This window comes from Nitrosomonas sp. Is24 (assembly GCF_033063335.1).
In the GTDB taxonomy this organism is placed as follows: Bacteria; Pseudomonadota; Gammaproteobacteria; order Burkholderiales; family Nitrosomonadaceae; genus Nitrosomonas.
The window spans coordinates 2,502,249-2,527,416 of record NZ_JAWJZG010000001.1; the positions used below are offsets into that span (position 1 = coordinate 2,502,249).

Annotated in this window: 26 protein-coding genes; 19 read left to right on the forward strand and 7 right to left on the reverse strand. The window is 51.5% G+C overall.

Features of this window, described 5'->3' with window-relative positions; translation table 11 throughout:
- Positions 1–77: 77 nt before the first annotated feature.
- Entirely contained in the window at positions 78–815 is a 738-nt protein-coding gene (locus R2103_RS11505; RefSeq protein WP_317531537.1) for a Crp/Fnr family transcriptional regulator, read from the forward strand.
- A 27-nt stretch (positions 816–842) separates the two neighbouring features.
- Here the strand turns inward: R2103_RS11505 and R2103_RS11510 are convergent, their stop codons facing one another.
- From R2103_RS11510 to R2103_RS11520, 3 genes are all read right to left on the reverse strand, one after another.
- Positions 843–1,373 (reverse strand): peroxiredoxin, encoded by a 531-nt coding sequence (locus tag R2103_RS11510; protein WP_317531538.1) that lies wholly within the window; start codon positions 1,371–1,373, stop codon positions 843–845.
- Between the two features lie 182 nt (positions 1,374–1,555).
- Entirely contained in the window at positions 1,556–1,870 is a 315-nt protein-coding gene (locus R2103_RS11515; protein WP_317531539.1) for a BolA family protein, read from the reverse strand.
- A 94-nt stretch (positions 1,871–1,964) separates the two neighbouring features.
- Complete coding sequence (locus tag R2103_RS11520) at positions 1,965–2,243, reverse strand: CsbD family protein (protein WP_317531540.1); 279 nt, start codon at positions 2,241–2,243, stop codon at positions 1,965–1,967.
- A gap of 291 nt (positions 2,244–2,534) precedes the next feature.
- Between R2103_RS11520 and R2103_RS11525 the strand changes: the two genes are divergently transcribed.
- The 6 genes from R2103_RS11525 (at position 2,535) to R2103_RS11550 (ending at position 6,951) form a co-directional block, all read left to right on the forward strand.
- A complete protein-coding gene (locus R2103_RS11525; RefSeq protein ID WP_317531541.1) occupies positions 2,535–4,343 on the forward strand; it encodes a cytochrome C in 1,809 nt (602 codons plus the stop codon).
- 24 nt (positions 4,344–4,367) lie between these two features.
- Positions 4,368–4,802 (forward strand): VOC family protein, encoded by a 435-nt coding sequence (locus tag R2103_RS11530; RefSeq protein ID WP_317531542.1) that lies wholly within the window; start codon positions 4,368–4,370, stop codon positions 4,800–4,802.
- On the forward strand, positions 4,799–5,017 hold the full coding sequence (locus R2103_RS11535; RefSeq protein WP_317531543.1) for a hypothetical protein: 219 nt from the start codon (positions 4,799–4,801) through the stop codon (positions 5,015–5,017). Before R2103_RS11530 ends, R2103_RS11535 begins: the two co-directional genes overlap by 4 nt.
- A 44-nt stretch (positions 5,018–5,061) precedes the next feature.
- Positions 5,062–5,493, forward strand: a complete 432-nt coding sequence (locus tag R2103_RS11540; RefSeq protein WP_317531544.1) for a GFA family protein — start codon at positions 5,062–5,064, stop codon at positions 5,491–5,493.
- Positions 5,465–5,875, forward strand: a complete 411-nt coding sequence (locus R2103_RS11545; protein ID WP_317531545.1) for a hypothetical protein — start codon at positions 5,465–5,467, stop codon at positions 5,873–5,875. Before R2103_RS11540 ends, R2103_RS11545 begins: the two co-directional genes overlap by 29 nt.
- Before the next feature lie 116 nt (positions 5,876–5,991).
- The gene (locus R2103_RS11550; RefSeq protein ID WP_317531546.1) at positions 5,992–6,951 is read left to right on the forward strand and encodes a hypothetical protein; all 960 of its coding nucleotides are present in this window, start codon (positions 5,992–5,994) and stop codon (positions 6,949–6,951) included.
- A gap of 151 nt (positions 6,952–7,102) precedes the next feature.
- Here the strand turns inward: R2103_RS11550 and R2103_RS11555 are convergent, their stop codons facing one another.
- Positions 7,103–7,912: a hypothetical protein gene (locus R2103_RS11555; RefSeq protein WP_317531547.1), complete on the reverse strand. Its 810-nt coding sequence runs from the start codon at positions 7,910–7,912 to the stop codon at positions 7,103–7,105.
- Positions 7,913–8,133: 221 nt separating this feature from the next.
- Here R2103_RS11555 and R2103_RS11560 point away from each other — a divergent pair, with 221 nt between their 5' ends.
- The 8 genes from R2103_RS11560 to R2103_RS11595 all read left to right on the forward strand — a co-directional run bounded on the left by R2103_RS11560 (position 8,134) and on the right by R2103_RS11595 (position 15,749).
- Positions 8,134–8,376 carry a type II toxin-antitoxin system Phd/YefM family antitoxin gene (locus tag R2103_RS11560; protein WP_317531548.1) on the forward strand — a complete coding sequence of 81 codons (243 nt, stop codon included), beginning with the start codon at positions 8,134–8,136 and terminating at the stop codon, positions 8,374–8,376.
- Positions 8,352–8,636 carry a Txe/YoeB family addiction module toxin gene (locus R2103_RS11565; RefSeq protein WP_317531549.1) on the forward strand — a complete coding sequence of 95 codons (285 nt, stop codon included), beginning with the start codon at positions 8,352–8,354 and terminating at the stop codon, positions 8,634–8,636. The genes R2103_RS11560 and R2103_RS11565 overlap by 25 nt, the downstream gene beginning before the upstream one ends.
- A 117-nt stretch (positions 8,637–8,753) precedes the next feature.
- A complete protein-coding gene (locus R2103_RS11570) occupies positions 8,754–10,019 on the forward strand; it encodes a glutamate-5-semialdehyde dehydrogenase (protein WP_317531550.1) in 1,266 nt (421 codons plus the stop codon).
- Positions 10,020–10,085: 66 nt separating this feature from the next.
- Complete coding sequence (lpdA, locus tag R2103_RS11575) at positions 10,086–11,846, forward strand: dihydrolipoyl dehydrogenase (protein ID WP_317531551.1); 1,761 nt, start codon at positions 10,086–10,088, stop codon at positions 11,844–11,846.
- A 68-nt stretch (positions 11,847–11,914) separates the two neighbouring features.
- Positions 11,915–12,313 carry a hypothetical protein gene (locus tag R2103_RS11580; RefSeq protein WP_317531552.1) on the forward strand — a complete coding sequence of 133 codons (399 nt, stop codon included), beginning with the start codon at positions 11,915–11,917 and terminating at the stop codon, positions 12,311–12,313.
- Positions 12,314–12,533: 220 nt separating this feature from the next.
- Entirely contained in the window at positions 12,534–13,223 is a 690-nt protein-coding gene (locus R2103_RS11585; RefSeq protein WP_317531553.1) for an ATP-dependent zinc protease, read from the forward strand.
- Entirely contained in the window at positions 13,223–14,773 is a 1,551-nt protein-coding gene (locus R2103_RS11590; protein WP_317531554.1) for an inactive transglutaminase family protein, read from the forward strand. The genes R2103_RS11585 and R2103_RS11590 overlap by 1 nt, the downstream gene beginning before the upstream one ends.
- On the forward strand, positions 14,754–15,749 hold the full coding sequence (locus tag R2103_RS11595) for an alpha-L-glutamate ligase-like protein (protein ID WP_317531555.1): 996 nt from the start codon (positions 14,754–14,756) through the stop codon (positions 15,747–15,749). Before R2103_RS11590 ends, R2103_RS11595 begins: the two co-directional genes overlap by 20 nt.
- Positions 15,750–15,759: 10 nt before the next feature.
- On the opposite strand, the gene R2103_RS11600 is transcribed toward R2103_RS11595, so the two are convergent.
- Positions 15,760–17,424, reverse strand: coding sequence for a diguanylate cyclase (locus R2103_RS11600; RefSeq protein ID WP_317531556.1), 1,665 nt, complete (start codon positions 17,422–17,424; stop codon positions 15,760–15,762).
- Between the two features lie 423 nt (positions 17,425–17,847).
- Here R2103_RS11600 and R2103_RS11605 point away from each other — a divergent pair, with 423 nt between their 5' ends.
- Both R2103_RS11605 and R2103_RS11610 read left to right on the forward strand, forming a co-directional pair.
- Positions 17,848–18,729, forward strand: coding sequence for an alpha/beta hydrolase (locus R2103_RS11605; protein ID WP_317531557.1), 882 nt, complete (start codon positions 17,848–17,850; stop codon positions 18,727–18,729).
- A 104-nt stretch (positions 18,730–18,833) separates the two neighbouring features.
- Positions 18,834–19,268 (forward strand): universal stress protein, encoded by a 435-nt coding sequence (locus tag R2103_RS11610; RefSeq protein ID WP_317531558.1) that lies wholly within the window; start codon positions 18,834–18,836, stop codon positions 19,266–19,268.
- A 37-nt stretch (positions 19,269–19,305) separates the two neighbouring features.
- Here the strand turns inward: R2103_RS11610 and R2103_RS11615 are convergent, their stop codons facing one another.
- The gene (locus tag R2103_RS11615; RefSeq protein WP_317531559.1) at positions 19,306–20,112 is read right to left on the reverse strand and encodes an outer membrane protein assembly factor BamD; all 807 of its coding nucleotides are present in this window, start codon (positions 20,110–20,112) and stop codon (positions 19,306–19,308) included.
- On the opposite strand from R2103_RS11615, the gene rluD reads away from it, so the two are divergent.
- Positions 20,111–21,166 carry a 23S rRNA pseudouridine(1911/1915/1917) synthase RluD gene (gene rluD / locus R2103_RS11620; protein ID WP_317531560.1) on the forward strand — a complete coding sequence of 352 codons (1,056 nt, stop codon included), beginning with the start codon at positions 20,111–20,113 and terminating at the stop codon, positions 21,164–21,166. The two genes, R2103_RS11615 and rluD, sit on opposite strands and share 2 nt — an antisense overlap.
- A 449-nt stretch (positions 21,167–21,615) precedes the next feature.
- On the forward strand, positions 21,616–23,328 hold the full coding sequence (locus R2103_RS11625; protein WP_317531561.1) for a vanadium-dependent haloperoxidase: 1,713 nt from the start codon (positions 21,616–21,618) through the stop codon (positions 23,326–23,328).
- Between the two features lie 239 nt (positions 23,329–23,567).
- Here R2103_RS11625 and R2103_RS11630 read toward each other — a convergent pair whose 3' ends face one another.
- A complete protein-coding gene (locus tag R2103_RS11630; protein WP_317531562.1) occupies positions 23,568–24,965 on the reverse strand; it encodes a porin in 1,398 nt (465 codons plus the stop codon).
- Positions 24,966–25,168 lie beyond the last annotated feature (203 nt).

Below are 25,168 nucleotides of genomic sequence, written 5' to 3' on the forward strand. Positions count from 1 at the left end.
ACTTCTCTTAAAAAGATCAACGAGTTCCAGACGAACTGACGATTCAGGTCAAGGCCGGAATAATTTGGATAGCCATTATGCCCACGGCCAAAAAAACCCCCTCCCAAATACAGAATCTGCTTCTGGCAGCCTTGCCGGAAAAGATATTCGACAAGATTGAACCTTCGTTAAAACTGGTCGACCTGAAACTGGATGAAGTCCTGTGGGAAATGAACGAAAAGCGCAAACATATCTATTTTCCCACGAGTGCCATGATCTGCTTGCTCTACGAAACAGAAGACGGCGAATCGATTGAGGTTGGAATGACCGGCAGGCAGGGGCTGGTTGGTGTCGTCACTTTTATCGGCGATGCGCGGATGGCTAAACGGGCTGTAGTCATGAATTCTGGCCAGGCCTATGTGATGCAAGCCAAAGATGTTGAGCAATATTTTGAAGAAATACCCGATTTTCAGGAAATCTGCATGTTGTATACACAAACGCTGCTTGCCCAGATTTCTCAGAATGTGATCTGTAATCGCCTGCATTCTATCGAACAGCAGCTATGCCGGTTCTTGCTGATCATCAGCGACAATCTGCAAACGACAACCATTCATATGACCCACAGCCGCATCTCCAGCGTGCTGGGTGTGCGCCGCGAAAGCGTTTCCGCCGCTGCCGCACAGCTTCAGGACAATGGGTTCATCAAATATACGCGCGGCAAAATCGAGTTGCTTGACCGGAAGGGTCTGCTGGGCACCGCGTGCGAGTGTTACGAGGTTGTTAAGGATCAATACGAAAGGATACTGGGAAAATATATCTCCCAGCACGATTCGTAATGACACTTATAGTTTTTCAACGGCCTGTTAGCGAGATCTTAGGTACTTCAGCATAGTATCAGCGCTTGAAATCTCAAAAGGATCGGTAGGGCAATGGTCCGCAAAACCTGGCTCCACGAATATTTTCTCGATCTGCTTATCCTGAACAACCATGGAATACCGCCAGGAACGCATGCCGAACCCTAAGTTCGATTTGTCTACCAGCATTCCCATCTTGCGCGTGAACTCGGCATTGCCATCGGGCAGCATGAATATGTGCTCGACCCCGAGATGTTTACGCCATTGATACATAACAAATGCATCGTTCACCGACAGGCACATCACCTCATCGACACCCAGCGTTTTGAAATCGTCATAGTGCTGCTCGTAACCGGGCAAATGCGCGGTAGTACAGGTCGGCGTGTAGGCGCCGGGTAACGCGAATAATACAATCCGCTTATTCTTAAAAATATCGTCCGTCGTTACATCCTGCCAGCGAAATGGATTATCACCGCCTATCGATTCATCGCGCACGCGCGTTTTAAACGTTGCACTGGGAACTTGCCATTGCTCGATCATGATTGCCTCCTGAAATGATTGCGCTATTTCTCAATTGCTATACCCGAATGGGCAGATAACCAAGGGTACTATCCACATTAGACCGCCCCTTTACTGCGCTCTTACAACTCAAGGGTTAAATTGGCCACTTCGTAACCAGGCTAAAATCTCGAACAATGGATGCCCATTGATTAATCCCGGGGCTATCGGGATTTGGCGCCCCCCAGGCAGGGCGGCGAATCGTTGCGTGTCCCGCTCTTTTCAAACCATTCTTCCATCGTCATGGTGTTTAGAACAAGCGCATGAATCGATTGCGCCAGCTCATCAGCCAGGATTGCATTCACCATCCGGTGACGCGCCACAAGCATTTTGCCTTGAAATGCACCGGAAACGATCGTCACCTTGAAATGGGATTCGGATCCTGCCGGTACATTGTGCTGATGGCTTTCATTAACCACTTCCAGAAATTGCGGTTGCAGTGATTGCAGTTTGGTTTCGATCGAATTCTTAATGTTCACAGTACGTTCACTCTCCTATCGCGCAGCGCGGATTCCAACAAACAAAGCCCGTCAGTCTACCGCGATTCGCCCGTCCTGTTGAGATTTGCTCGTGTCATTTACCTTGTTCAATATCTTGCTTGAGATCACCATAACCCTTCTGGGCTTTGCCGACATTTTTTTGCACATTGCCTTCCGTTTGCATTTTTTTATCGTCCAGTATCACGCCGGCGGCTTCCTTGGTCTTACCTTCGGCTTCACCGATTCTGCCGTCTACTTGGTCTTTATTCATCGGCGCGGGCACATGGCTTTTTTGCGCATTAACGCCAAAGGCGCAAAACGTCAATGCGATCACGGTCACTAACTGAGTACATTTCATTTTATTGAATTGCATGTTTTTTCTCCCTGAGAAAATAATTGAAATCAGGAATTTCTCCCGAAAACTTTTCAGCCGCAACCGGATAGTTGCAACCCGGGCGTGAATTACTTATTTCACTGCCCGGAAGTTACATTACAATCATCTTTGAATTGGATCTGTACAGTAACGCACATATACACAGGATAAAATCAAAAAACCGGTTAATCCGCTCCCGATGCGCCATCAAAGCCAAGCCGCAACGGGCCCGCGCTGAGAAATGCCGCACAGCCTGGAGCCTTCTATTCAACTTCACGATAAGGAATGTCCATGAAAACCCGGATCGCTGTTCTGTTTGCCCTATCCGCCATTACCCTCGCTGCTTGTAGTTCGCATCCGCTGGAAGCCCCTTCTCCTCCGGCCTATGTCAGCCCGGTGCCGGATGATTGGCCGCAGGCGCAAGCCAAAATAGTGCAGAAAAAAGCGGATTATCTCCAGTCGCATCAGGTCGCTTACGACTGGTTCGGCAATTTTGCCTTCAGCGAAGCCGACGGCATTCCCTATCTCGTTTTGAAACTGCTGCCGAAACTCGCGCCGGAACTGTGGGGCAGCGAAGACAACTTTCTCGACGCGGTCGGCTTGTTCATCGACGAGCGGCAAAAAACCTTCCCGGTCGCGCGCGGAATCGGTTTCAGCGGCTTATCGCGAGCCGAAGCGCAAGGCAACATCGACTACGCTTCGTTTACTTGCGGCGCTTGCCACATTGGCCGCGTGCGGCTGGAAAACGGGCAAATGGATTACCTCGACGGCGGGGTGAACGGTTCGTTCAACATTGTGCAGTTCCGCGTCAAAGCCTATCAAACGCTGCAAAAAGCCTATGCAGGCAAAACCGGCGATGAGCGCTACGCAGTGCTAACGCAGAAGCTGCTGGACGCATTGGATGCCACGCACCAGCAAAACCCAAATTATTTTTACAACAATTACCAGTCCGCGGGCAGAAACTTTGACGCGGATTACGAAGCAGCGCAGATCGCGCTGTTCAAGAAAACCGCCGGGCAAACGGTGAAAAAATACGCGCAACGCGTCGAAGCCGAATACGAAGGCTTTGGCGCTCTGGTCGCCAAAAACTACCCCGGTCTTGAATCCGCGATGATCGCCGGATTCCCCGGCATGGCCGACGCCACCGGCTTGAGCGCGATCAATGGCTATATCGGCTTGCGCAGCACCCCTATATTGAAATGGTTTGCCGGTATCGTTCTGCCGCCGGAGCCGGGCATTACCGATTTCATGTCAGTGTGGGAACAAGACAAACGCCTCGCCAGCTGGGATGAAAGCCACAAACGCCTGATCAACGGCGGCGGGCAATGGAACGGCAATATACCGATGCCGATCTACCGCAACCTGGTCGCCATGCTGACGCTGGGCTTGGAAAACACCGACGTGCGCGTGGCCGCATTTGCCGAGGAATTGCTCGACGGTTTACCCGCCAGCCCTTATCCGTTCGCGGTCGATGTTGCATTGGCTAAAAAGGGACAGGACTTATTCGCCGAACACTGCGCCGATTGCCATCAACCGAAAAACGGCAAAGTGTACGACAACCTCGGCACCAGCATGAAACGGGCTTACGTGGTCGGTGCAGTGCTGAACTACGCCGCGCGTAAGGGGTTGTACGACAACTGCTCCCCGGATACCACCATCCGGCTGTACAACAAAGACATCAAGCCTTGCGCCGAGTTCGACGGCGTCTCGCTGGCCGGTAAAAAAGACTTGCTGATGTCGCCCAACAGCGAACACCACGGCTACAATGCGCGGCCATTGAGCGGCGTGTGGGCGCAAGCGCCGTATTTGCACAACGGCACGGTACCGACGGTTTACCACCTGCTGGTACCGGACGAACGCCCGGCCAGCTTTGTCAAAAGCCGCCTCGATTACGACCAAAAACTGCTCGGTTTCTCCTGGAACTCGCAACAAACAAGCGGTAAAGAAGAAGGTTATGTGTTCCAGACCAATGCGGTTCCCGCGCTGAGCAACAAAGGTCACGACAAGGACATCGTGGAAGGCAAGAAAACCTACCGTCTCAACTGGTCGAACGATAAGGACGGCGCGTTTGCCATCATTGAGTATTTAAAAACTTTGTAACTTTCAGCACAAGGAGGAATCGTCATGGCCAGCCCTTTAATTCAACCTTATCTGATGTTCGGCGGGCGTTGTGAAGAAGCGCTCGAATTCTACCGTGCCGCTTTGGGCGCGCAGGTCGATATGCTGTTGCGCTTCAGCGAAAGCCCCGATCCCACGCCACCCGGCATGCTGCCGCCGGGATTTGAAAACAAGGTCATGCACGCCAGTTTCCGCGTCGCCGGTAATGTGCTGATGGCTTCGGATGGCTGCGAAGTGGGGGCGCAATTCAAAGGTTTCTCACTGTCGATTGCGGTGACCACCGAAGCCGAAGCGGACCGCTATTTTGCCGCGCTGTGCGACGGCGGCCAGGTGCAAATGCCGCTGACCAAAACCTTCTGGTCGCCGCGCTTCGGCATGCTCACCGACCGCTTCGGCATCGCCTGGATGATCAACGTCGTCGGCCCCGAACACACCGCATGAGCTCCCGCATTCTGGCTATCGTTGCCGCCATCGCCGTGGTGACGGCAACCGGCTGCACCGCACAGCAGCTCTACTCCACCGGACAATCGTGGCAACGCAACGAGTGCAGCAAAATCATGGATCAACAGGAACGCGCCCGCTGCTTGTCGAGTACCAGCGCCTCTTATGAGGCCTACAAGAAACAGTCTGATATTGAAGGCAAGCAAGGAAGGTAGGTAACAGTCCGGTAGTTCTTCCAAGTTACACAAGGAGATATTTCATGAATCAAAAGGTATACAAAGGCAATTGTTTTTGCGGCGCGGTTGAGTTTACGGTAACCGGTGAGCCGGATGCGATGGGTTATTGCCATTGCGAATCCTGCCGGCATTGGTCTGCCGGGCCGGTCAATGCTTTTACGCTATGGAAGCCCGCCGCGCTGCAAATTACGCGCGGCGCGGACAACATCGGCACCTACAACAAAACAGCGCAAAGTTCGCGCAAATGGTGCAAAACATGCGGCGGCCACATTTATTCCGAGCATCCAGGCTGGAATCTCATCGATATATTTGCCCCCATCCTGCAGAATTTTTCATTTCAACCGGCCATTCACGTGCACTATCAGGAATCCGTGCTGCGCATCGTGGACGGACTACCCAAGATGAAAGATGTTCCGAAGGAAATGGGTGGCTCAGGTATCAGCATCGCGGAATAAAAAACCGGCATTCGCGTTGAAAGACATGACTCTGAACTTTGAAACCATGAGCGAACAGCAGATTCTGGCGATCGCCGATCCGATCATGGACAACTTGATGGATGCGTCCACCCAAATCGATCACGCCCGGCATGTCTGCGATTTCACCGGACGGCTCAAAGCCATCGTCACCCCGGACTATTTTCAATGCGTCTGCCAGCAATACCAAACGGAGAAAGGCTACTTCGCCACCCGCCCCCCCATCGCCGTCCTCCACCGCCCGGATTCAGCGGCGATCTTATGGAAGCAACACTTCACCCAAGCACCCGGGGAATTTGTCGCGGAAATGGTGCTGGTGCATCGGGATGGGAGGTATTTAGTAGATCATGTGATGGTATTTTGAATTTTTTCTTAGTGACGGAATACACGAAATCGCACAGTAGAAATCTTTTAACGTAATATTTTGTGTCATTATAAAAGCATAGTTCTAGTTAGAGTCAAAGAGAGAAACTAAACAGAATGGATCAAGCTAATAGGTTCGAACTGCACTATTACTTCAATGAACACGGTCACGAGATTAATGCTCTTGTGCGCAACAAATGTGAGGCAGAGCTCCTCGCAATCTTAATTGAGGCAGCATCCCTTCTTGATATCGAAGCCGACTTAATAGCAGAAGCCTATCGAGAAGGTGGATTCCGAGATATATGGAAATTCCTTGGAAAGAATGCCAATAGTCTGACAGTATTGGCATTAATCGCACAGATTATCATCGCCGCAATACCACTTTTCGATAGTGAAAGCTCCGATCTAGAAAAGGAACTAAATCAACTTAGTATCGAAGAAAAGAAATTGCAGATTGAGAAGCTCAAGAAAGAACTAAGAGAAAGCCAAATCGATCCTGAGACCATAAAACAAGCAGCTGATACCGTTGGAAAAAGTCTTAAAATTATAAAACGAAAATCCAATTTTTATTCACATCTTGAGAGATATCCTAAAGTTACAGAAATTGGAATCTCAGCATTGAACGACGATTTCCACCCAATTTCCAATGAACTTATTGTTCCACGAGCAGATTTCTCAAAATTTGTCTTAAGTACTAATAAGCTCCGATCCAATGAAGATGACAATGCGATTATCGAAATTGTTTCCCCTGTGCTCAAAGAGGGGCGATTCAAGTGGAAGGGCGTCTACGATGAGAAAATCATCAGCTTCGAAATGCAAGATTCAGCATTTCGTGATGCCGTTTTACTCGAAAACATTTCTTTTCAGCATGGCACAAAGATAACTTGTGTTTTAGTGATGCATCGAGAGATTGATGAAGTCGGCGAGATCAGGATTACAGATTACGCTGTTACAACAGTAATAGAAAAAATTGACGGCGACCACACTATAGAAACATTGCAGGGCAAGAAATACCGTCATGCTAAAAAACTAGCCGAGTCGCAGGGTGATCTCTTCAATGAAAGCGCTAACCAGTAGTTCTGGAGGATAGCAAAAATTTCATTTTGAGGTCAGAGCCTACAATTTGCACTACAACAATTGAATTCACCGCCTGCGACCAGAAACAAAGAGGACAGACCACGAACAAAGAACATGGAAATACACTGAATATAAGGCAAATGATCGCCATCTACCGATACCTAGGAAAACCATGGCTATGCCCCCCTCCACGACCTTTACCAAATAATATCGCAACGGCGACAAGACCAACAATGACAACACCCGCCACCACTTTTCTCCAATCCACAACGGTTTTATAGAGCTGAAAATCCTCGCGCCAGCGCATGCGTTGCCAGATTTCATCCGGGGCCAGTGCATGGGGTTGGCCGATGGCATCCGGCGTGACGGTAATTTTCTGATCCGCCCGGACAACCACGAATTGCCCCGTATCCTCCCGCGTCATCACTTCAATCGTGCCGCTGAGCACCATGATGTCAGTTTGTTGTTGCGACACGCTGATTTGCAGCACGGCGTTTCTGGCTTGAATTCTGGCATGCAGTGTCTCGATGTCGTGCAGGCAACTCGATGTGTCCGCGTACGCTTTGCCGGCATTGAACTGGTCGACGCGTATCGAGCAGGTTGAATCCGACGCTTTGAATTCAATACGGGCACCGCTTTGCATACCCGAGCTTACAAACGAATTGTTCTTTACCGGTGCGGAAACTTTTACTTGCTCGCCATTCAACAGCACGTTTTTGCCCGATGCGTAGAGCGTTCCGATGACGGCATCGCTCGCTCCGGCGTTGCGATGAAGGCGGAATCCCATATTCTCGTCTTGCTCCCAGAAACCGCCGTTTCCGGCAAAATTCCTATCCTGGATGGGCACGGTTTTACAGCCGGAAAGCAGCATAACGGCCAGCACAAGGATCAACCAGGATTGAATGTGAACGCCCGGCTCGCCTTGTTTGCGAAAGAATGGTTCGATTCTTGTGATGCTCATTTTACTTCTCCTTTCAGTCGTACTTCCCGCACAAATTGCCGCTGGGGTCACTGTAATGCGATCTGTCTGAATCGGGACTGAATGAAGCACGGAGCCCGATAGCGCGCAATTGGAGTTGCGCCGTGAATTGTTCCAATCAATCGCACCATTTCCGGGTGATTACTTTTCTCTTTGACACCACGTACGCCACAGCGTACGCTTCTATTTTTTTGGAGGTGACTATGACCATACTCAACGCCACGGAAGCCAGAGCAAAACTGTACAGTTTGATTGACGAAACGGCTCAGACTCACCAGCCGATCATGATCAAAGGAAAACGAGCCAACGCCGTGCTGCTGTCCGAGGAAGATTGGAATGCGATCAATGAGACGCTGTATTTGTTATCGATTCCCGGCATGCGTGAGTCGATTATTGAGGGACTCGCTACCGGCGTCAATCAATGCAGCAAAGACTTGGATTGGTGATGTGGTCGCTCGTTTACACCAGCCAAGCCAGAAAAGATGCAAAGAAGCTATCATCCGCCGGTTTAAAGCAAACAGCGCAGGCACTGCTCGACATTATCCGGCAAAATCCGTATCAAAATCCCCCGCCGTATGAAAAATTAGTGGGTGATTTATCCGGTGCCTACTCGCGGCGCATCAACATCCAGCACCGATTGGTCTATCAAATTCTCGAACAAGAAAAAATCGTAAAAATCCTGCGCCTGTGGACGCACTACGAATAACCGCACCCCTCCGGCTTTTGTGAATCGCCACGGCCGTTGCCGCTTATCCTATCGCTTCCATCTTGTACTATAATGCCCCACAACCCGGAAATTCATATCCTTATCAAAACGAAATCCATGAATACCACAGATATCAAAAGTTACATGCAATCCGTCGGGCAGGAAGCGCGTGCAGCGTCACGGCTGGTTGCCAAAGCGGATACAGCGGCGAAGAATCGCGCGCTGACGGCGATGGCGGATGCTATCCGGCGCGACGAAGCGCTCTTGCTGGCAGCCAACGCCAAGGATCTGGACAATGCGCGCGCCAAGGGCTTGGAGGCGTCGATGATCGACCGTTTGACGTTGTCGGCCAAAGGCGTGGCAACGATGGCGGAAGGCTTGCTGCAGATCGCCGCACTGGCCGATCCGGTGGGCGAGATCAGCGGGTTGAATTACCGTCCGTCCGGCATTCAGGTCGGCAAAATGCGCGTGCCTTTGGGTGTGATCGGCATTATTTACGAGGCGCGCCCGAATGTGACCGCCGATGCCGCCGGTTTATGCCTGAAAGCGGGCAATGCGGCGATTCTGCGCGGCGGTTCGGAAGCGATTCACAGCAATCAGGCGATTGCCGCGTGCGTCAAGGAAGGTTTGCGCGTGGCCGGTTTGCCGGAAAGTGCGGTGCAAGTGATTGAAACCACCGACCGCGCCGCGGTGGGCGAGCTGATCACGATGAAGGATTATGTCGACGTGATCGTGCCGCGCGGCGGCAAGGGGTTGATCGAGCGCATCGCCAACGAAGCGCGCATTCCCGTGATCAAGCATCTGGATGGCGTCTGTCATGTGTACATCGACGATCAGGCGGATTTCGACAAAGCGATCCACATTGCCGACAACGCCAAAACGCAGCGCTATGGCACCTGCAACACCATGGAAACGTTGCTGATCCATGTCGGCATTGCACAGAAAATTCTGCCCGCGCTGAGCAAGATTTACTTCGATAAAAACGTTGAACTGCGCGGCGACGCGGCAGCACGCGGCATCATTCCGCAAATCAAGGAAGCCACGGAACAGGATTGGTACGAGGAATATCTCGCACCGATTCTCAGCATCCGCGTTGTCGATGGATTGGATCAAGCGATCGATCACATCACGAAGTACGGCTCGCAACACACCGACGCGATTGTCACGGAAAACTACACGCGCGCACGCCGTTTCCTGCGCGAAGTCGATTCCAGTTCGGTGATGGTCAACACCACCACGCGTTTTGCCGACGGCTTTGAGTACGGCCTGGGTGCCGAGATCGGCATTTCGACCGACAAAATCCACGCGCGCGGCCCGGTCGGTCTGGAAGGATTGACCAGCCAGAAATTTATCGTGCTGGGCGACGGCCAATTGCGGCAATAATCCGCCGCACACGCACTTTTTCGCATCAAATCGAGTGCATGGCACTCACTTATCAACCAGGGTGTTATGACGCAAACTGTTGAAATAAAAATTCCCGATATCGGCGATTTCAAGGATATTCCGGTCATCGAAGTGCTCGTTGCACCCGGCGATAAGGTTGAGAAGGAAACTTCGCTGATCACGCTGGAAACCGACAAAGCTTCGCTGGAAGTACCCGCGCCGCAAGCCGGGGTGGTGCAAGATCTCAAGGTTAAGGTCGGCGATAAAGTGTCGGAAGGCACCGTCATTCTCACTCTGGCAGTCACGGAGCAATCTGCCGCACCGGTGCACCCGGAAGTAACTACTCAAGAACACGAACAAGCACCTGCTCAACCAGCTGCGCCAGCACCCGCCGCATCTTCGCAATCCATCGTTCCGGGCGATATGCACGCGGATGTCGTGGTATTGGGCGCGGGTCCCGGCGGCTATACCGCCGCTTTCCGCGCGGCCGATCTGGGCAAGAAAGTCATTCTGATCGAACGCTATCCGTCGCTCGGCGGCGTGTGCCTGAATGTCGGCTGCATTCCGTCGAAAGCGTTGCTGCACGCGGCCAAAGTGATCACCGAAGCGGAAGAAGTGGCGTCGCATGGGATTGTATTCGGCAAACCGCAGATCGACCTCGATAAGCTGCGCGGCTGGAAAGAATCGGCCATCGGTAAACTGACCAAAGGATTGAAAGCGCTTGCCAAACAGCGCAAGGTCGAAGTCGTGCACGGCAGCGGAAAATTTGCCACCGCACACAGCATTCAAGTCGAAACGGCGGAAGGATTGAAAACGGTTTCGTTCGAGCACTGCATTATCGCCGCCGGTTCCAGCGTCACGCGCATTCCCGGTTTTCCGTACGACGATCCGCGTCTGATCGATTCTACCGGCGCGCTGGCGCTGAGCGATGTGCCGCAACGCATGCTGATCATCGGCGGCGGCATTATCGGCCTGGAAATGGCCACGGTTTATGCCGCACTGGGTAGTAAAGTCAGCGTGGTGGAATGGATGGATCAATTGATTCCGGGCGCCGATGCAGACCTGGTCAAACCGCTGCAGCGCCGCATCGGCAAACGCTACGAAGCGATCTATCTGAAAACCAAAGTCACGAAAATAGAAGCTACCGAAGCCGGATTGACCGCCACCTTCGACGGTGACAACGCACCGCAACCGCAAACGTACGACCGCATTCTGATGGCGGTTGGACGCCGTCCGAATGGACGCGAGATCGGCGCCGAAGCAATCGGCATTCAGGTCAACGAACGTGGTTTTATCCTGGTCGATCCGCAAATGCGCACGAACGTGCCGCATATTTTCGCTATCGGCGATATCGTGGGCGAACCGATGCTGGCGCATAAAGCCAGCCACGAAGGCAAACTGGCCGCCGAAGTGATCGCCGGGCACAAAGCCATCTTCGACGCGCGCACGATTCCGTCGGTCGCCTACACCGATCCTGAAATCGCTTGGATGGGCCTGACCGAAAAAGAGGCGATCAAGCAAGGTATCGATTACGAAAAAGCCGTCTTCCCGTGGGCTGCCAGCGGCCGCGCGATCTCGATGGCGCGGGAAGAAGGCTTGACGCAACTGCTGCTGGATAAAACCACGCGCCGCATACTCGGCGCTGGCATGACCGGTGTCAACGCCGGTGAGTTGATTGCCGAGACGGTGCTGGCGCTGGAAATGGGTGCGGACATGCAGGATCTCAGCCTAACCATCCATCCGCATCCGACACTTTCGGAAACCGTGCTGTTTGCCGCGGAGATAGCGGAAGGAACTATTACCGATCTTTTCCTGCCCAAGAAATAGCCTTCTGCACCGGCATTGACTTCCCGCTCCGCTCCCTTAATGAATTCCAACTTGTTACCGCATTGATCATGATCTCAAAAAAAACCTTTTTGCTTTTATCCGCATGGCTGATAGTCTTAACCGGATTCACCGGTCAGGCATGGGCAACGCATATATCCCAGCCAATTCTGATCGATCCCAAGACGCAGTACACCATCGGAGAAACCATTGTTTTGCATGGCAGAGTGGATTACAACGAACAACCGGCACCCGATGTTTTGCTCAACTTTAAGTTGACCCGCTCGGACGGATCGGTAGCTGCCGATCAATCCTATCCGAGCGATCAGAACGGGCTGTTTGAATTCAAGTTCGATACCCGCAATGAAAAAACAGGGAGCTTTCAATTTACCGTGACGTCGCACTGCCTGGAAATTCACCGCTACGCCTGCACGTACAAAAACCAGACCTTATCGATTCATCTACAATAACAACGCACACAATTATCTTGCCGGATGAACCGCTGTATCGCCCTATTGGCGGACATTGCGATGAAGCATCGGGCACAACCGGCCCATTTTACGGGTACCATTTATCCGGCAGTAATGCCATACTCTCAAAGAATTAGAAAACACGGTCATGAGAATCACTCATTCATACTACTCCACTAAAATTTCCGGCCATTGCTTAATCCTACTGCTCGTGTGCTTCATGCTCTCCGCTTGCAATCCGCAGTCCGATCCATTATCCGAGCGCGAAGCCCGCGTCAATGCACGGGAATCCGAGCTGGTCACGTTGTTCGCCGAACTGGTCGAGCTGAAAAAATCGCTGGAAAAAGATCAGACGGACAAACCTTCCACTGGCGATGACAATGCCGGCGCTCCCAAAGCGGATGGATGCGTTTGCGAGAATACGGAAGCATCCGCCGCGCTGAAAGACGCCGGGAAAATCGACGCAAAAACCGTGCTGGGTGGTATAGAGATCGTGCATCTTGATCCGCCGGGCCTTGAATTCAGCGCACGCATCGATACCGGCGCGCAAACGTCGTCGTTGAATGCACTGGACATTGTCGAATTCGAGCGGGATGGAAAACCCTTTGTGAAATTCAATTTAATTCACCCGCAAACCGGGGAGAAAATAGAACTCACCCGGCGTCTGCGCCGCTACGCGCGCGTCAAGGAGCTGGGAAACCGGGAATCGCAACGCCGCCCGGTGGTTAGAATGCGCGTGATACTGGCCGATATCGATGAGCAGATCAACTTCACCTTGGAAAATCGCAGCCGGTTTAAGCACCAGGTGCTGATCGGACGCAACTTGCTGCAAGACCTGGCCATTGTCGATGTCAGTAAAAAACCCGCTCCGGTTACAGCCGATAATCCCGCAGCCGCCACGACAAAATAATGTATGCCAAATTAAGACTCTATATTGTAGTCATCCTGCTCCTGGGATTGGGAATCGGCTTGACCTTGTACAAGCATTTCGCTTTGGGGTTTCCGTTATCGCCGGATGACAAAAAATCAGTGTGGACCATCGAAGCCAGAATCGATTTTGTTGCACGTGGCGATCCCGTTATCGTTTCCTTCGCGCTACCACCCGAAACCCCCAATACTGTTTTTATGGAAGAAGATTTTGCCTCTTCCGATTACAGCTTCAGCGAATTGACTTCCCCGTCGGGACGCCGCGCGCAGTGGAGTAAAAGGGCGGCATCCGGCTTGCAGACAGCTTATTATCGCCTGAGTATGTACGAAACCGGCCAGCTCACCCAGCCACCCGATACGCCAGACCTGCCCCCGGAACCGGAGAAACCGGAATTTGATGAAGTCATTAAAACCGCAGCAACCACATTGCTGGATCAGGTGCGCAGTAGATCCGCCAACACCGAAATTTTTACCCGGGAACTGATCACGACGTTAAATTCCAAAGCACCCAGCCAGAACTTGAGTTTGCTGATTAATGATCAGTCCAGTGAAGATTACAAAACCCACCTGATCATCAACTTGCTGGCGTTGGAAGGCATCAGCGCGCGCATCGTGCGTGGTTTGTACTTGGAAGATGGCCGCCGCAGACAGTCGCTGACCAATTTTGTGGAAGTGTATATCGGTAACGAATGGTTGCTGTTCAACCAAAACTCGGGAAAAAGCGGAAAACCGAAAAAATTCCTGGTCTGGCAACGTGGCGACCAATCCCTGCTGGATGTGGTCGGCGGTAAAAACTCGCAGATATCCTTTTCCATTATCCGCAATATTCATTCCACCCGGGATTTGGTGGTGCGCGACAGTATGAACAAGCAAGCCGGCATCATCGACTTTTCCATTTACAGCTTGCCGATCGAGCAACAGAATGCGTTCAAAATGATTTTGCTGTTGCCGATCGGCGCATTGATTGTGGTGATCATGCGCTTGCTGGTCGGTCTCCGCACGTCCGGCACGTTCATGCCGATCCTGATTGCACTGGCGCTGATACAGACCACATTGCTCACCGGCCTCATCATTTTTCTCACCGTGGTGGGCACGGGGCTGCTGATCCGATCCTATTTGTCGCGACTGAACTTATTGTTTGTCGCGCGCATCTCGGCGGTGATCATTGTGGTCATCGCCATTATTGCGAGTATCAGCATCCTCAGTAACAAACTCGGCCTCGATCAGGCCATGACCGTGACTTTCTTCCCGATGATCATTCTGTCCTGGACCATTGAGCGCATGTCGGTGCTGTGGGAGGAAGACGGCCCCCGGGAAGTTTTCATCCAGGGTGGCGGCAGTTTGTTGACTGCGGTGATTGCGTATTTATTTATGACCAACCGCACGATTGAATATTTAACCTTTAATTTTCCCGAGCTGATGCTGGTCAATCTGGCACTGATCCTGATTCTTGGACAATATACCGGTTACCGTTTATCCGAGCTGTACCGTTTTCACGCCCTGGAACGACGCAATGTTGCTGGCAAGCGCTAAGAAGCTGCGGAGTTTCGGCATTATCGGCATGAACCAAAGAAATTTTGGTTTGATCTCGCGCTATAATCCGCGCCACTTATATCCGCTGGTCGATGACAAGTTAAAAACCAAACTGCTGGCGCAGCAAGCCGGGGTCACCGTGCCCAAATTGCTCGGTACCGTGCAGTATCAGCATGATGTGAAGTCGCTGAAGGAAATATTGCATCCATACAGCCAGTTTGTCATCAAACCGGTCAAGGGCAGCGGCGGCAAAGGTATTCTGGTGATTACCGAACATGACCATAATCTTTACTTCAAACCCAGCGGCGATGCGATACAACTGGCCGACATCGAACGGCATGTATCGAATATTCTGAGCGGATTGCATAGCTTGGGCGGCAAACCGGATACCGTGATGATCGAATCGCTGATCCAGCTTGACCCGGTTTTCTCCGATTACAGTTATGAAGGTATTCCCGATATCCGCATCATCGTGTTGCGCGGTTATCCCATCATGTCTATGCTGCGGCTGACCACGCACGCTTCCGATGGCAAGGCGAATCTGCATCAGGGCGCGGTCGGCGTTGGCATCGACATCGGAACAGGCCGGGCGTTACATGCGGTGCAGTACGGCGAATCCGTCACGCACCACCCGGATACACGCAAGACTTTTGCCGAATTGACCGTACCGCATTGGGATAAGCTATTGCAGCTGGCTGCCGCTTGTTATGAGATGACTGGTTTGGGTTATTTGGGTGCGGACTTGGTGTTGGATAGGGATCAAGGGCCGATGATCATCGAGCTCAACGCCCGCCCCGGGCTTGCCATTCAGGTGGCTAATCGCGCCGGTCTGGCGCCGCGCGTTGCGGTCATCGAAGCGATCGAAACTATTGATTCCGATCCACAATCCCGCGCCGCTTTCAGTAAGCGGCAATTCGCTTTCGATACGGATATCCATCCGCCCCGCTTGCTGCGTACCCGCAGCGATGACCGGTAACTACGCGGATTCAATCCCCGGCATTCACGATCACCTTGTTGCGCCCTCTTTGTTTCGCTTGATAAAGCGCTTTATCAGCTGCTTCGCTCAGGCTCACGGCATCGGAAAAATGCGCGAGATCGGCAATCCCGCAGCTGAAGTTGACTGAAAACTCTTCATCGTGGCTCAGATGCAGCAAGCGCGAGAAAACCGTGCGTATCTCATCAATCACTTTGGCCGCCGACGCCGCATCGGTATCGTTCATGATCACGGCGAATTCCTCGCCGCCGTAACGTCCGACGATATCCGTTTCGCGCAAACGCTGTTTCAGTAGCCGCGCCAGGCTCTTGAGCACACGATCGCCTGCGGCGTGTCCGTAGGTGTCATTCACTTTCTTGAAGAAGTCGATATCCACCATCGCCAGCGAGAGCGGCGAGCTCAAACGGCTGGATCGTATCACTTCGCGCGCCAATTCTTCCTTGATCGCGGTGTGATTGAGCAAACCGGTTAAACCGTCATGAATCATCATCGAACGCAAAAAGCGCGCGCGCGTCGCCCGTGTCGTCACGGCCGAAACCAAATGCCCGGCCCCGATCGGTTTGACCAGAAAATCATCGCCGCACAAGCTCATGGCTTCCGCTTGTGTATTGAAATCATTTTCCGAAGAAAGATATACGATTGGGGTGCTCAGAAAACCATCGATTTGCCGGATGACTCGCGCCAGTTCAACGCCGTTACACCCTGGCATATACAGATCCATCAGAATCAGATCGGGATTGAAATCGTTCAATGCGCCCAGCAGCTTCAGCGGTTCGCCCACGGTTTTCACCAGCATCCCGGCTTGTTCCAGTATCGTGGCGTGGTACGCCAATATGGTTTGACTATCGTCCACAATCAATACCCGGAACGGCTCCTGAATTTGCGAGGCGGTAATCAAATCGAGTTGATCAATCAATTCGGTGGAGTTGATCGGCTTGGTGAAATACGCCACGCCGCCGGCACGCACGGCACCGAGCCGGTAAGCCATCGCATCGTGCGTTGAGATAAAGATCACCCGGGCCGGTTGCGCCAGCTCTTTCTGAATCTGTTCCATGACCAGAATCCCGCCCATTTCATCTTCCGGAAACTCAACATCCATCAGGATAATGGCATCGGGCCTGTGCTGCACGGCGGCGCGGAATTTATCCAGGTGGTTGAATACCTCCACTTCGTAACCGTAATAGCGCAGTTGCAGTGCAAGCTCCTGCGCGGCTTCGGCATCCGCTTCCACGACATATATCAGGCTGGATGTTTGCGCGTTCGGCAACAATGCATTTTCGTCATGAACCGTCGCAGCGGCATCCTGTGCTTGCTTGGATTCCTGCTCGATAGAAATCCGCTTCAAGGCGTCGATCTGCTGCAAAATCCGGCTCGATTGCGAATCGTCTACCGGAGTCGTAACCTGCAACATGCTTTTCAGGATTTTTTCCAGCGCACGTGCTTCAACACTCAGTTCCGGGTAACCGAACGTTTTACCATTGCTGACCAAATGGTGCACGGAACGATGCATTTCCTGCAAAGCTTTGCTATCCCATTCCGACCGCAGCTTTTGCCATAGAGACTCAATCTCACTGATCCGGTGCGGCAGCTCTTGCGCAAATGCAGCCAACACCAAACGCATCCTTTCCTGAAATTCTTTGTGCTCTTTAGTAATCATGATAAGGTATCCAATCCTGCCTAAGCTTTGCAGTTTAATGCATAGGATTTATGTCTCTGTGATAAAACCTGCCTTGCCGCGGCAGTCAGAGCAAAAGCATCCATTGCGGGTTAACGTTTCTTACGATCTGTATATCTTTTGCAGCCAGTGTATTCAAAAAAAGGAAATTCAATTTCACAATCTAACCCCTAAAAGTCGATCACTAAATTAATTTACTTTTAAATTTCATTAGCATCATATAGAGAACTGAAAGTGAAATGTCAAAATCATCTCTATCCGGGCTTGTTTATCATCAGTTAAAGTACTCATTAATGTTTTTACCCGATTCCCTGCACTCCAGGTATTACGCCCTATTCAGCAATATTGGCTGGATTAGAAGATAAACAAACATTCCCCGACAACGCTTATCACTCATTTGCAATTATGCAACACACAACTCGCTTCCGGATCCTGCTCATCACCATCGCAACCACCGCCATCACACTCATGCTGTTTTCCCTCGGCCCGCTTCTGACCGCTCCGGCACCCACGGCAGTGAGTACACTGTCAGCGGATTTTCCGGTGGAGTCCGTGGAAATTCCCTCGCAACAAGGAGTCACCGTGCATGGTTGGCTGGCTCGCGGAAAACCCGGTGGCGGTGTGCTGCTGCTGGTGCATTCGATGCGTAGCAACCGGATGGAAATGCTGAGCCGGGCGCGATTTCTGAAGGATCAAGGATACAGTGTGCTGTTTATCGATCTGCAAGCGCATGGGGAAACTGCCGGAGATCACATTACGTTCGGTTTGCGCGAAGCGGAAAATGTCGAAGCGTCCGTCGCCTTTCTGCGCAAGACCTTTCCGTCCGAGCGGATTGGCGCGATCGGCGCTTCCCTGGGAGCGGCCGCGATTGTGCTCGCGCAGCAGAATCTGAAACTGGACGCTGTCATTCTGGAGTCGCTTCACCCCACCATCGAAGAAGCGGTTGATAACCGGTTAAAGCTGCATTTTGGCGATCATGGCTCGATCCTGTTGCCGCTCATGCTGTGGCAACTATCATTCTACTTGGATGTTTCCCTGGATGCACTGAGTCCGATCACGCGGATCAATAACCTCAGCGCGCCCGTATTGTTCATTTCCGGGACGCATGATGTGCACACAACGCAAACGGAAACCGAACGCTTGTTCGATGCGGCAAGATTTCCCAAGGAATTATGGATTGTCCCCGGCGCGCGGCATTTCAATATGCACAGCTATGCCGGCAGAGAATACGAGCAGCGCGTCAGTGATTTTTTGTCCTATTATCTGCGCCCGCAGGATGACGGATAACACAGTATCATTGCGGCTCTCACGAGCACAGCTATGATAAAGTGCCTGCCTGTTTTAGAATGCGTATTGCCGCTTTTGCATCCACTCAACAAAAAGAACTCAACATGAATCAATATCAGAATATTTTGCTCGCTGTCGATTTTTCCGATCATGGCCAGGCTGTCGCACAAAAAGCGCAATCGCTGGCAGAGCAGTTTAATGCGCAGCTTCACATCATTCATGTGCTGGATAATATTCCCATGCCTGACACACCCTATGGCACGGTGATTTCACTCGATGAAGATTCATCGGATGATTTGCTGGAAGCGGAAAAAAACAAATTAATCCGGATGAGCGATCAACTCGGTATTGCAGCGCAACGGCGCTGGCTGATCTGGGGTGAACCGCAACAGGAAATTATCCGGCTGGCCGCGCAAGAACGGATCGATTTGATTGTCGCCGGTTCCCACGGACGGCACGGATTGGCGGTGCTGATGGGTTCGACGGCGTCAGGCATTCTCTATCACGCGCAATGCGATGTGCTGGCCGTTCATCTGTAAGTGGGTCAGGAAATAACCCAGGTGTGATCGGGCAGCGTCAGTTTCTCCAGAATTGCCACCAGTTTTTTCCGCCCACTTCGGGCAACTCGGTCAAAAAGTAACTTTGCGGAAAATTGATTCGCATCACGCGTTCCGCATCCTCGCGCAAATCGTACATTCCCAGCGCTTCATAGGCTTTGATCATAATATACAAGGCTTCTTCGGTAGCCGGTGTGCGGGGATATTCCTTCACCACGTTTTGCGCCCGGTTGGCTGCGGCGACATAGGCTTTGCGCTTCATATAGTAACGCGCGACGTGAATATCGCTCATGGCGATGGAATTCAGCAAATACGCCATCCGCTGCCTGGAATCAGCCGCATATTTGCTCTCCGGATAACGCGTCACCAGCTCCTTGAAATTCTCAAACGACTCGTACGAAGCTTTTGAATCGCGCTCGCTCATGTCCTGCTTCAGCGGGCCTCTCAGCAAGAACCCCATCATGCCCCAATTATCGTTAAAGTTTGATAATGCCTTAATATAATAAGCATAATCTACATTCTGATGATTCGGATGCAATTTGATAAACCGGTCCGTTGCTGCGATCGCGGAAGCATGCTCTTCGTTTTTATAATGCGCATAAGCAATTTCAAGCTGCGCCTGCTGTGCAATCCGGCCGTAGGGATAACGTGCTTCCAATGATTCATACAGCTTGATAGCCGCAGTATAATTGCCCTCATTAAGTTTTTCTTTCGCCTCCGAATAAAACCTATTGGCCGACCAATCCTGCTGATCTTCCGTGCGATCCTGCAATAATTTGCACGCGGATAACGTTAACAACAGAATAAAAGCTAAACTACGTAACATGACGAATTCCATAAAAAACAAAGATGCAGCCGGAGATTATAGCGTAAAGCCGCCAGCGCAAGCACGCAATGAACTTACCACGCCTGCCATTGAATTAACGATTCCCGCAGATTACGCCGGCTTACGACTTGATCAAGCGTTGGCGAAGCTGCTGCCCGATTGGTCGCGCAGCCGGTTGCAAACTTGGATTAGCGAGGACAGGGTCACGCTGGACGGTGTGAAAGCCAGTGTAAAACAGAAAGTGTGGGGGAATGAACATATCAGGATCTTGCCTCAGGACAGCGCTGCGGAATCGGTGTACACGGCGGAAGCGATCAGCTTGACCATTGTGTACGAAGATGAAGCGCTTATCGTCGTTAACAAGCCCGCCGGTCTCGTTACCCATCCGGGCAATGGCAACTGGCAGGGCACTTTGCTGAATGCCTTGCTGTACCACGCGCCGCAATTGGAAAACGTACCGCGGGCCGGTATCGTTCATCGTTTGGACAAAGACACCAGTGGACTATTGGTCGTGGCCAAAACGCTCGAAGCGCAAACAAACTTGGTGCGCCAGTTGCAGCAACGCACGGTGAAACGCGATTATCTGGCGCTGGTTTTAGGTGAAATGACACAATCGGGTAGTGTCGATGCGCCGGTCGGACGCCACCCCGTTCACCGCACGAAAATGGCGGTAACCCACACAGGAAAACCGGCAGTTACGCATTATCAGGTGCTCGAGAATTTTTCCGGGTGCACTTTGCTTCAATGCAGTCTTGAAACGGGCCGCACACATCAAATACGGGTGCATATGCACTCCATCGGGCACCCGCTGGCGGGCGATCCTGTTTACGGCGGCCATCCCAAGAATATCCAGCAAGCCATCGGACAACGATTAGCTGATTTCCCCCGGCAGGCGCTGCATGCTCAGAAACTGGCGCTCACTCACCCGCAAACACAACAAATGCTGACATGGGAAGCTGAGGTGCCAGCCGATATGGATAATCTATTGCACACAGTGCGGCAATACAGCCAGCCGGATGCTACAGAATTTAATCCAGTTCTTGGATTGGAATGAAACTAGCTTTTTATTCGATCAGCCCGTCTTTAGTCCACTCCAATTCAAAGAAATAACGCCTTATCTTTCATCTCCCGCAAACACTATCTCCCTCATCCATTAAGTTGCCGCAGATTGAATGCACCGGCAACAGCCCAAATCCATGTTGGCCTTACTCCCGTCTCTTCAAGCGGCAATGTCAATCACTCCTATATACATAATTATTATAGATAGATGAATTAATATTGTTTGTCATTATAAATAACGATCGATAAAGTAAGCAGCCATCGGAGTTCGCATCTGATCTGACAGATCGTTTGAAAACGCATTCAAACCAGCATTAAACCTATTCTTCACAGGGTAGCGGCGGCACAGTTAGTTTCTCAACAACCTGTAAGGTGATCGTGCGTTTTCTCCGGTATGCCATTGAAATCTCTTAACTCATCAATCAATTAAATGCAGGAGAGCGCATGAAGAAGATTACAGAAACCGCTATATTGGCTGAGATTGGAACACTGACTAGCTTATCGTCGCTATTGAGCAAAACCTTGGAACACGCAAACCATTCCCAATGGATAGCCGGACGGACACATCTCTATTTAATTTTAGAGGGCATCATGAAAATCTCAATCCATTTATTCTCATTGCCGCATGCCATTATCACCCTTGCTGCAACCATTATTTTATCCGCACCTCCAGCGCACGCTGATGTAATTACCGACTGGAATCAGCATATCGCCAAAGCCACCAAAGGTTTTGATGGCACCACCGGCAGCGGTGTCACGCTGAATTCCAATCTGTCCACCCGCATCTCCGCTATTGCGGCGCGCGCAGTATTCGATGCGGTAAATTCCATCAACCACTTCAGCAGCGGTTATTACTATTACCATCAGAGCAATGCCGGTTCCGCTCAAGCCGCAGCAGCGCAAGCCGCGCACGATGTGATCGTGAGTCAGCTCCCTGCGGCAGATGCTTGGGGACCGACCAGAATCTGGCTGGATACACAGCTCGCCGCTGATTTGGCCGCTTTGGGCGTAACAGCATCAGATCCGGGTATCCAGGCGGGCAAAGAGGCGGCAGCCGCCGCTATTGCCGCGCGGCAGCTTGACAATGCCAGTCCAGCCACAACTTATGGCGCCGCGCTATCGCCAACAACCAATCCCGGCATCGGCCTGTGGCGTCAAAGCAATGCCGGAGCCGGAGTTACCAATCCCAGCACCGGCGCGCCAACCGGGTTTGATGCCAGCGGCGTGATCCAAGGCAGACCGGCCATCGATCTGAACTGGCGGGATGTCACGCCATTCAGCCTGAGTAACTCGGAGAAAGCCAGATTGGTGGCGCTGGTACCCATTTCTCCCGAAGTTGGCAGCCAGGAATATGAGCTGGAGCTGGATTATGTCCAAGCCTATGGCCAGGATACATCCAGCGTTCGCAGCGCCGACCAGACCGCGCAAGCCCTGTACTACAAAATCGATGCCGAGCTCTTCGTCAATGAAGCCGCGCACATCGCCTCCACAGCCAGAGGGTTAACACTGGACCAAAACGCCAAACTATTCGCACTGCTGCACAGCGCTGTCGCCGATGCCCGCATTGCCGCATTCGCTTCCAAATACGAGCAGAAATTTTGGCGGCCGATTACGGCATTGAATGCCGGAACGGATGGCACGGTAACCAATGGCTATAGCGATTGGCGCCCGCTGGCTGCAACCCCATCCCATCCTTCCAACACCTCCGGGCACAGCGCAACCGGCGCCGCAGCGTTTGAAATCTTGCGTGCATTCTTTGGCGATAAGATCAGACCCGATGGAGGAGCTGTCAGTTTGGGCACCCTCCCTTGGCTTACCGGAACTAACAGCGGTACAGGCAACATCACCAGCCGCTCAGTCAAGACGTTCTCGCAAGCACAACTGGAGAATGGCGCCAGCAGGCTTTATCTGGGGGTTCATTTCGGTTTTGACAACTTGCAGGGACAATTGCTGGGATTGGCGGTAGCCAACGCAATCATCAATTCGGATGATCCTGCAGCTGCTAACTTGACGGCAAGAGAGTCGCCCGCTTCCCTCAAACGCATCCGGCATACGCTACTCAAATCTCCCGAGCTTTATGGCTACTACGGGCGGGAATCGCACGATCAATCCGGACTCGATACGATTGATTTTTCGCATCGCCGTCACCACCGGTAAGAATGCAATTCCTCAATGAAGAACTTCGCTTCAAGGCGTAGCGGAGCTCTTCGACAGATCCTCCGAAGCCTACGATGCAGTCATTCCGGGTCGCCGGAGTATTGGGAAGGTATGGATAATCTAATGTACCTGATACAGCAATATCGTATCAATTCACTGCAGAATAAAAAAATGCGCCCAAGGGCGCATTTTTTTGTTTCATATTTCATAACTCTCGTCACATGTATCAAACTATTAACTTAGAAAGGCAAAATCGCATCCAGTGAAAATACGATCTGATCCTTGTTGCCGCCAAAAGGCCGGTAAGCCGAAGCTTGCAGCGATTCGTGCAATGCATCCACACGGTCATAACGGATATTCGGACGGATGTTCAATTGTTTCAATCCTTGCCAGCCGATTTTTAATGTTTTAGCGGCTTTCCAGTTCGCGCCGAGGGTCACTGCATAATAATCGGCGGGAGTACTGGTACCCAACAAGCCGATGTTACTCGCAAAGCTTCTTCCCGTGTAATCGGTTGCCGCGGTCACCCTGCCCGGTGCAAACACACGGAAGCCGTCACGGTCACGAAACCATTCAGCCCGCACACCGACCGATACATCCGGCGTCACATCATAGTAAAAGTGTGAATTAACACCGTACCATTCCGCATCCTTGACAACACCGGAATATATGTTATTAAATAACATAACGTTATCCGCAAAACCGTGATCATGTTGCAGAATCAGATGCGTTTTGTCTGTGAATTTATGTTTCAGGACGATGCTGTACATTCCCCAAAAACTGCTGTTGCGTGTTGAAGTCGTACTACCGGTACCGCTGACATTGAGAGAAGTGTTGTGATCATCACTGCTCCATGTGACACCACCGATCCCGCCCCAATTTTCCATCTGTTTGTCAAAATTACCATCCCAGCCGCCTGTTCCGCTACCGCCGATAGTACCAAACATCGCCACGACGTTTTTATTCACATTGTAGTTACCCAATACGCCGGTATGCGTGAAAGGCTCGCCGTACTGCATCGTATAGGCATGGGTATAGAAAAAGTTATTGGGTGCTGGAACCGTTTCATACCCGATTGGTGTATAGAAATGGCCCACTTTAATATTCAAGCCATTACCAACTGGCGCATATATCTCGGCAAAAGCTTGCGGAATTGCAATGCCATACGTACGGCTGGAATTACAGCATATCTCCAGGTCCCAGTTACCCCTATCCGCCAAGGGCCTGCCGTTATTCACATCAAAAGCGGGATTACCATAAGCTTGGGTGAAAATAGCATCAGTACCGAACATAAAATCAGCCCGGAAACCAAAATCCCAACCTTTGCCTTCTGTTTTTACCCCGCGTTGTATAAAGAAATTTAATTGATTCAATTGAAACCTGTTCGCTTGATCCGCGAAAGTAACCGGTCCCATGAAACCATGTGTCTGGCTTGGGTTAAACGTTGCACCACCTTGCACCCAGCCACCAAATTCAATGCCGCTATTTTTAATTGCTTTGGCAAAAGGATTATTATTTAAACTGTCGGTACTCATCACGCTGTTTGCATGAACACCAGATGAACTCATACCAAGCAGCAACAACCCTCCTGCCACAGCATGCGTCATCTGTTTTTTGTCGATCGCTTTATACGCCATTCTTCCCCCTCTTTAAAAAAGACTATAAAAAATAAACACATAATAGAGCCACAAAAACCATAACTAGCACATGGATTGAACTCTAACACCGAATTGCTTGAAGGGTCAACGCAAACCTTCGGGATATTTGACTGATTAGAAAAAAATATAACACGGAAAATTGTGTTGTGCGCCTTCGTCACTGATACTTGATTCATCACCAG

What these genes read in the sequence shown, in the direction of transcription:
- R2103_RS11505 (WP_317531537.1), top strand. Translation starts at nt 78, where the DNA reads ATGCCCACGGCCAAAAAAACCCCCTCCCAAATACAGAATCTGCTTCTG.
- R2103_RS11510 (WP_317531538.1), bottom strand. Translation starts at nt 1,373, where the DNA reads ATGATCGAGCAATGGCAAGTTCCCAGTGCAACGTTTAAAACGCGCGTG.
- R2103_RS11520 (WP_317531540.1), bottom strand. Translation starts at nt 2,243, where the DNA reads ATGCAATTCAATAAAATGAAATGTACTCAGTTAGTGACCGTGATCGCA.
- R2103_RS11525 (WP_317531541.1), top strand. Translation starts at nt 2,535, where the DNA reads ATGAAAACCCGGATCGCTGTTCTGTTTGCCCTATCCGCCATTACCCTC.
- R2103_RS11530 (WP_317531542.1), top strand. Translation starts at nt 4,368, where the DNA reads ATGGCCAGCCCTTTAATTCAACCTTATCTGATGTTCGGCGGGCGTTGT.
- R2103_RS11535 (WP_317531543.1), top strand. Translation starts at nt 4,799, where the DNA reads ATGAGCTCCCGCATTCTGGCTATCGTTGCCGCCATCGCCGTGGTGACG.
- R2103_RS11540 (WP_317531544.1), top strand. Translation starts at nt 5,062, where the DNA reads ATGAATCAAAAGGTATACAAAGGCAATTGTTTTTGCGGCGCGGTTGAG.
- R2103_RS11550 (WP_317531546.1), top strand. Translation starts at nt 5,992, where the DNA reads ATGGATCAAGCTAATAGGTTCGAACTGCACTATTACTTCAATGAACAC.
- R2103_RS11555 (WP_317531547.1), bottom strand. Translation starts at nt 7,912, where the DNA reads ATGAGCATCACAAGAATCGAACCATTCTTTCGCAAACAAGGCGAGCCG.
- R2103_RS11560 (WP_317531548.1), top strand. Translation starts at nt 8,134, where the DNA reads ATGACCATACTCAACGCCACGGAAGCCAGAGCAAAACTGTACAGTTTG.
- R2103_RS11565 (WP_317531549.1), top strand. Translation starts at nt 8,352, where the DNA reads ATGCAGCAAAGACTTGGATTGGTGATGTGGTCGCTCGTTTACACCAGC.
- R2103_RS11570 (WP_317531550.1), top strand. Translation starts at nt 8,754, where the DNA reads ATGAATACCACAGATATCAAAAGTTACATGCAATCCGTCGGGCAGGAA.
- lpdA (WP_317531551.1), top strand. Translation starts at nt 10,086, where the DNA reads ATGACGCAAACTGTTGAAATAAAAATTCCCGATATCGGCGATTTCAAG.
- R2103_RS11580 (WP_317531552.1), top strand. Translation starts at nt 11,915, where the DNA reads ATGATCTCAAAAAAAACCTTTTTGCTTTTATCCGCATGGCTGATAGTC.
- R2103_RS11585 (WP_317531553.1), top strand. Translation starts at nt 12,534, where the DNA reads ATGCTCTCCGCTTGCAATCCGCAGTCCGATCCATTATCCGAGCGCGAA.
- R2103_RS11590 (WP_317531554.1), top strand. Translation starts at nt 13,223, where the DNA reads ATGTATGCCAAATTAAGACTCTATATTGTAGTCATCCTGCTCCTGGGA.
- R2103_RS11595 (WP_317531555.1), top strand. Translation starts at nt 14,754, where the DNA reads ATGTTGCTGGCAAGCGCTAAGAAGCTGCGGAGTTTCGGCATTATCGGC.
- R2103_RS11600 (WP_317531556.1), bottom strand. Translation starts at nt 17,424, where the DNA reads ATGATTACTAAAGAGCACAAAGAATTTCAGGAAAGGATGCGTTTGGTG.
- R2103_RS11605 (WP_317531557.1), top strand. Translation starts at nt 17,848, where the DNA reads ATGCAACACACAACTCGCTTCCGGATCCTGCTCATCACCATCGCAACC.
- R2103_RS11610 (WP_317531558.1), top strand. Translation starts at nt 18,834, where the DNA reads ATGAATCAATATCAGAATATTTTGCTCGCTGTCGATTTTTCCGATCAT.
- rluD (WP_317531560.1), top strand. Translation starts at nt 20,111, where the DNA reads ATGACGAATTCCATAAAAAACAAAGATGCAGCCGGAGATTATAGCGTA.
- R2103_RS11615 (WP_317531559.1), bottom strand. Translation starts at nt 20,112, where the DNA reads ATGTTACGTAGTTTAGCTTTTATTCTGTTGTTAACGTTATCCGCGTGC.
- R2103_RS11625 (WP_317531561.1), top strand. Translation starts at nt 21,616, where the DNA reads ATGAAGAAGATTACAGAAACCGCTATATTGGCTGAGATTGGAACACTG.
- R2103_RS11630 (WP_317531562.1), bottom strand. Translation starts at nt 24,965, where the DNA reads ATGGCGTATAAAGCGATCGACAAAAAACAGATGACGCATGCTGTGGCA.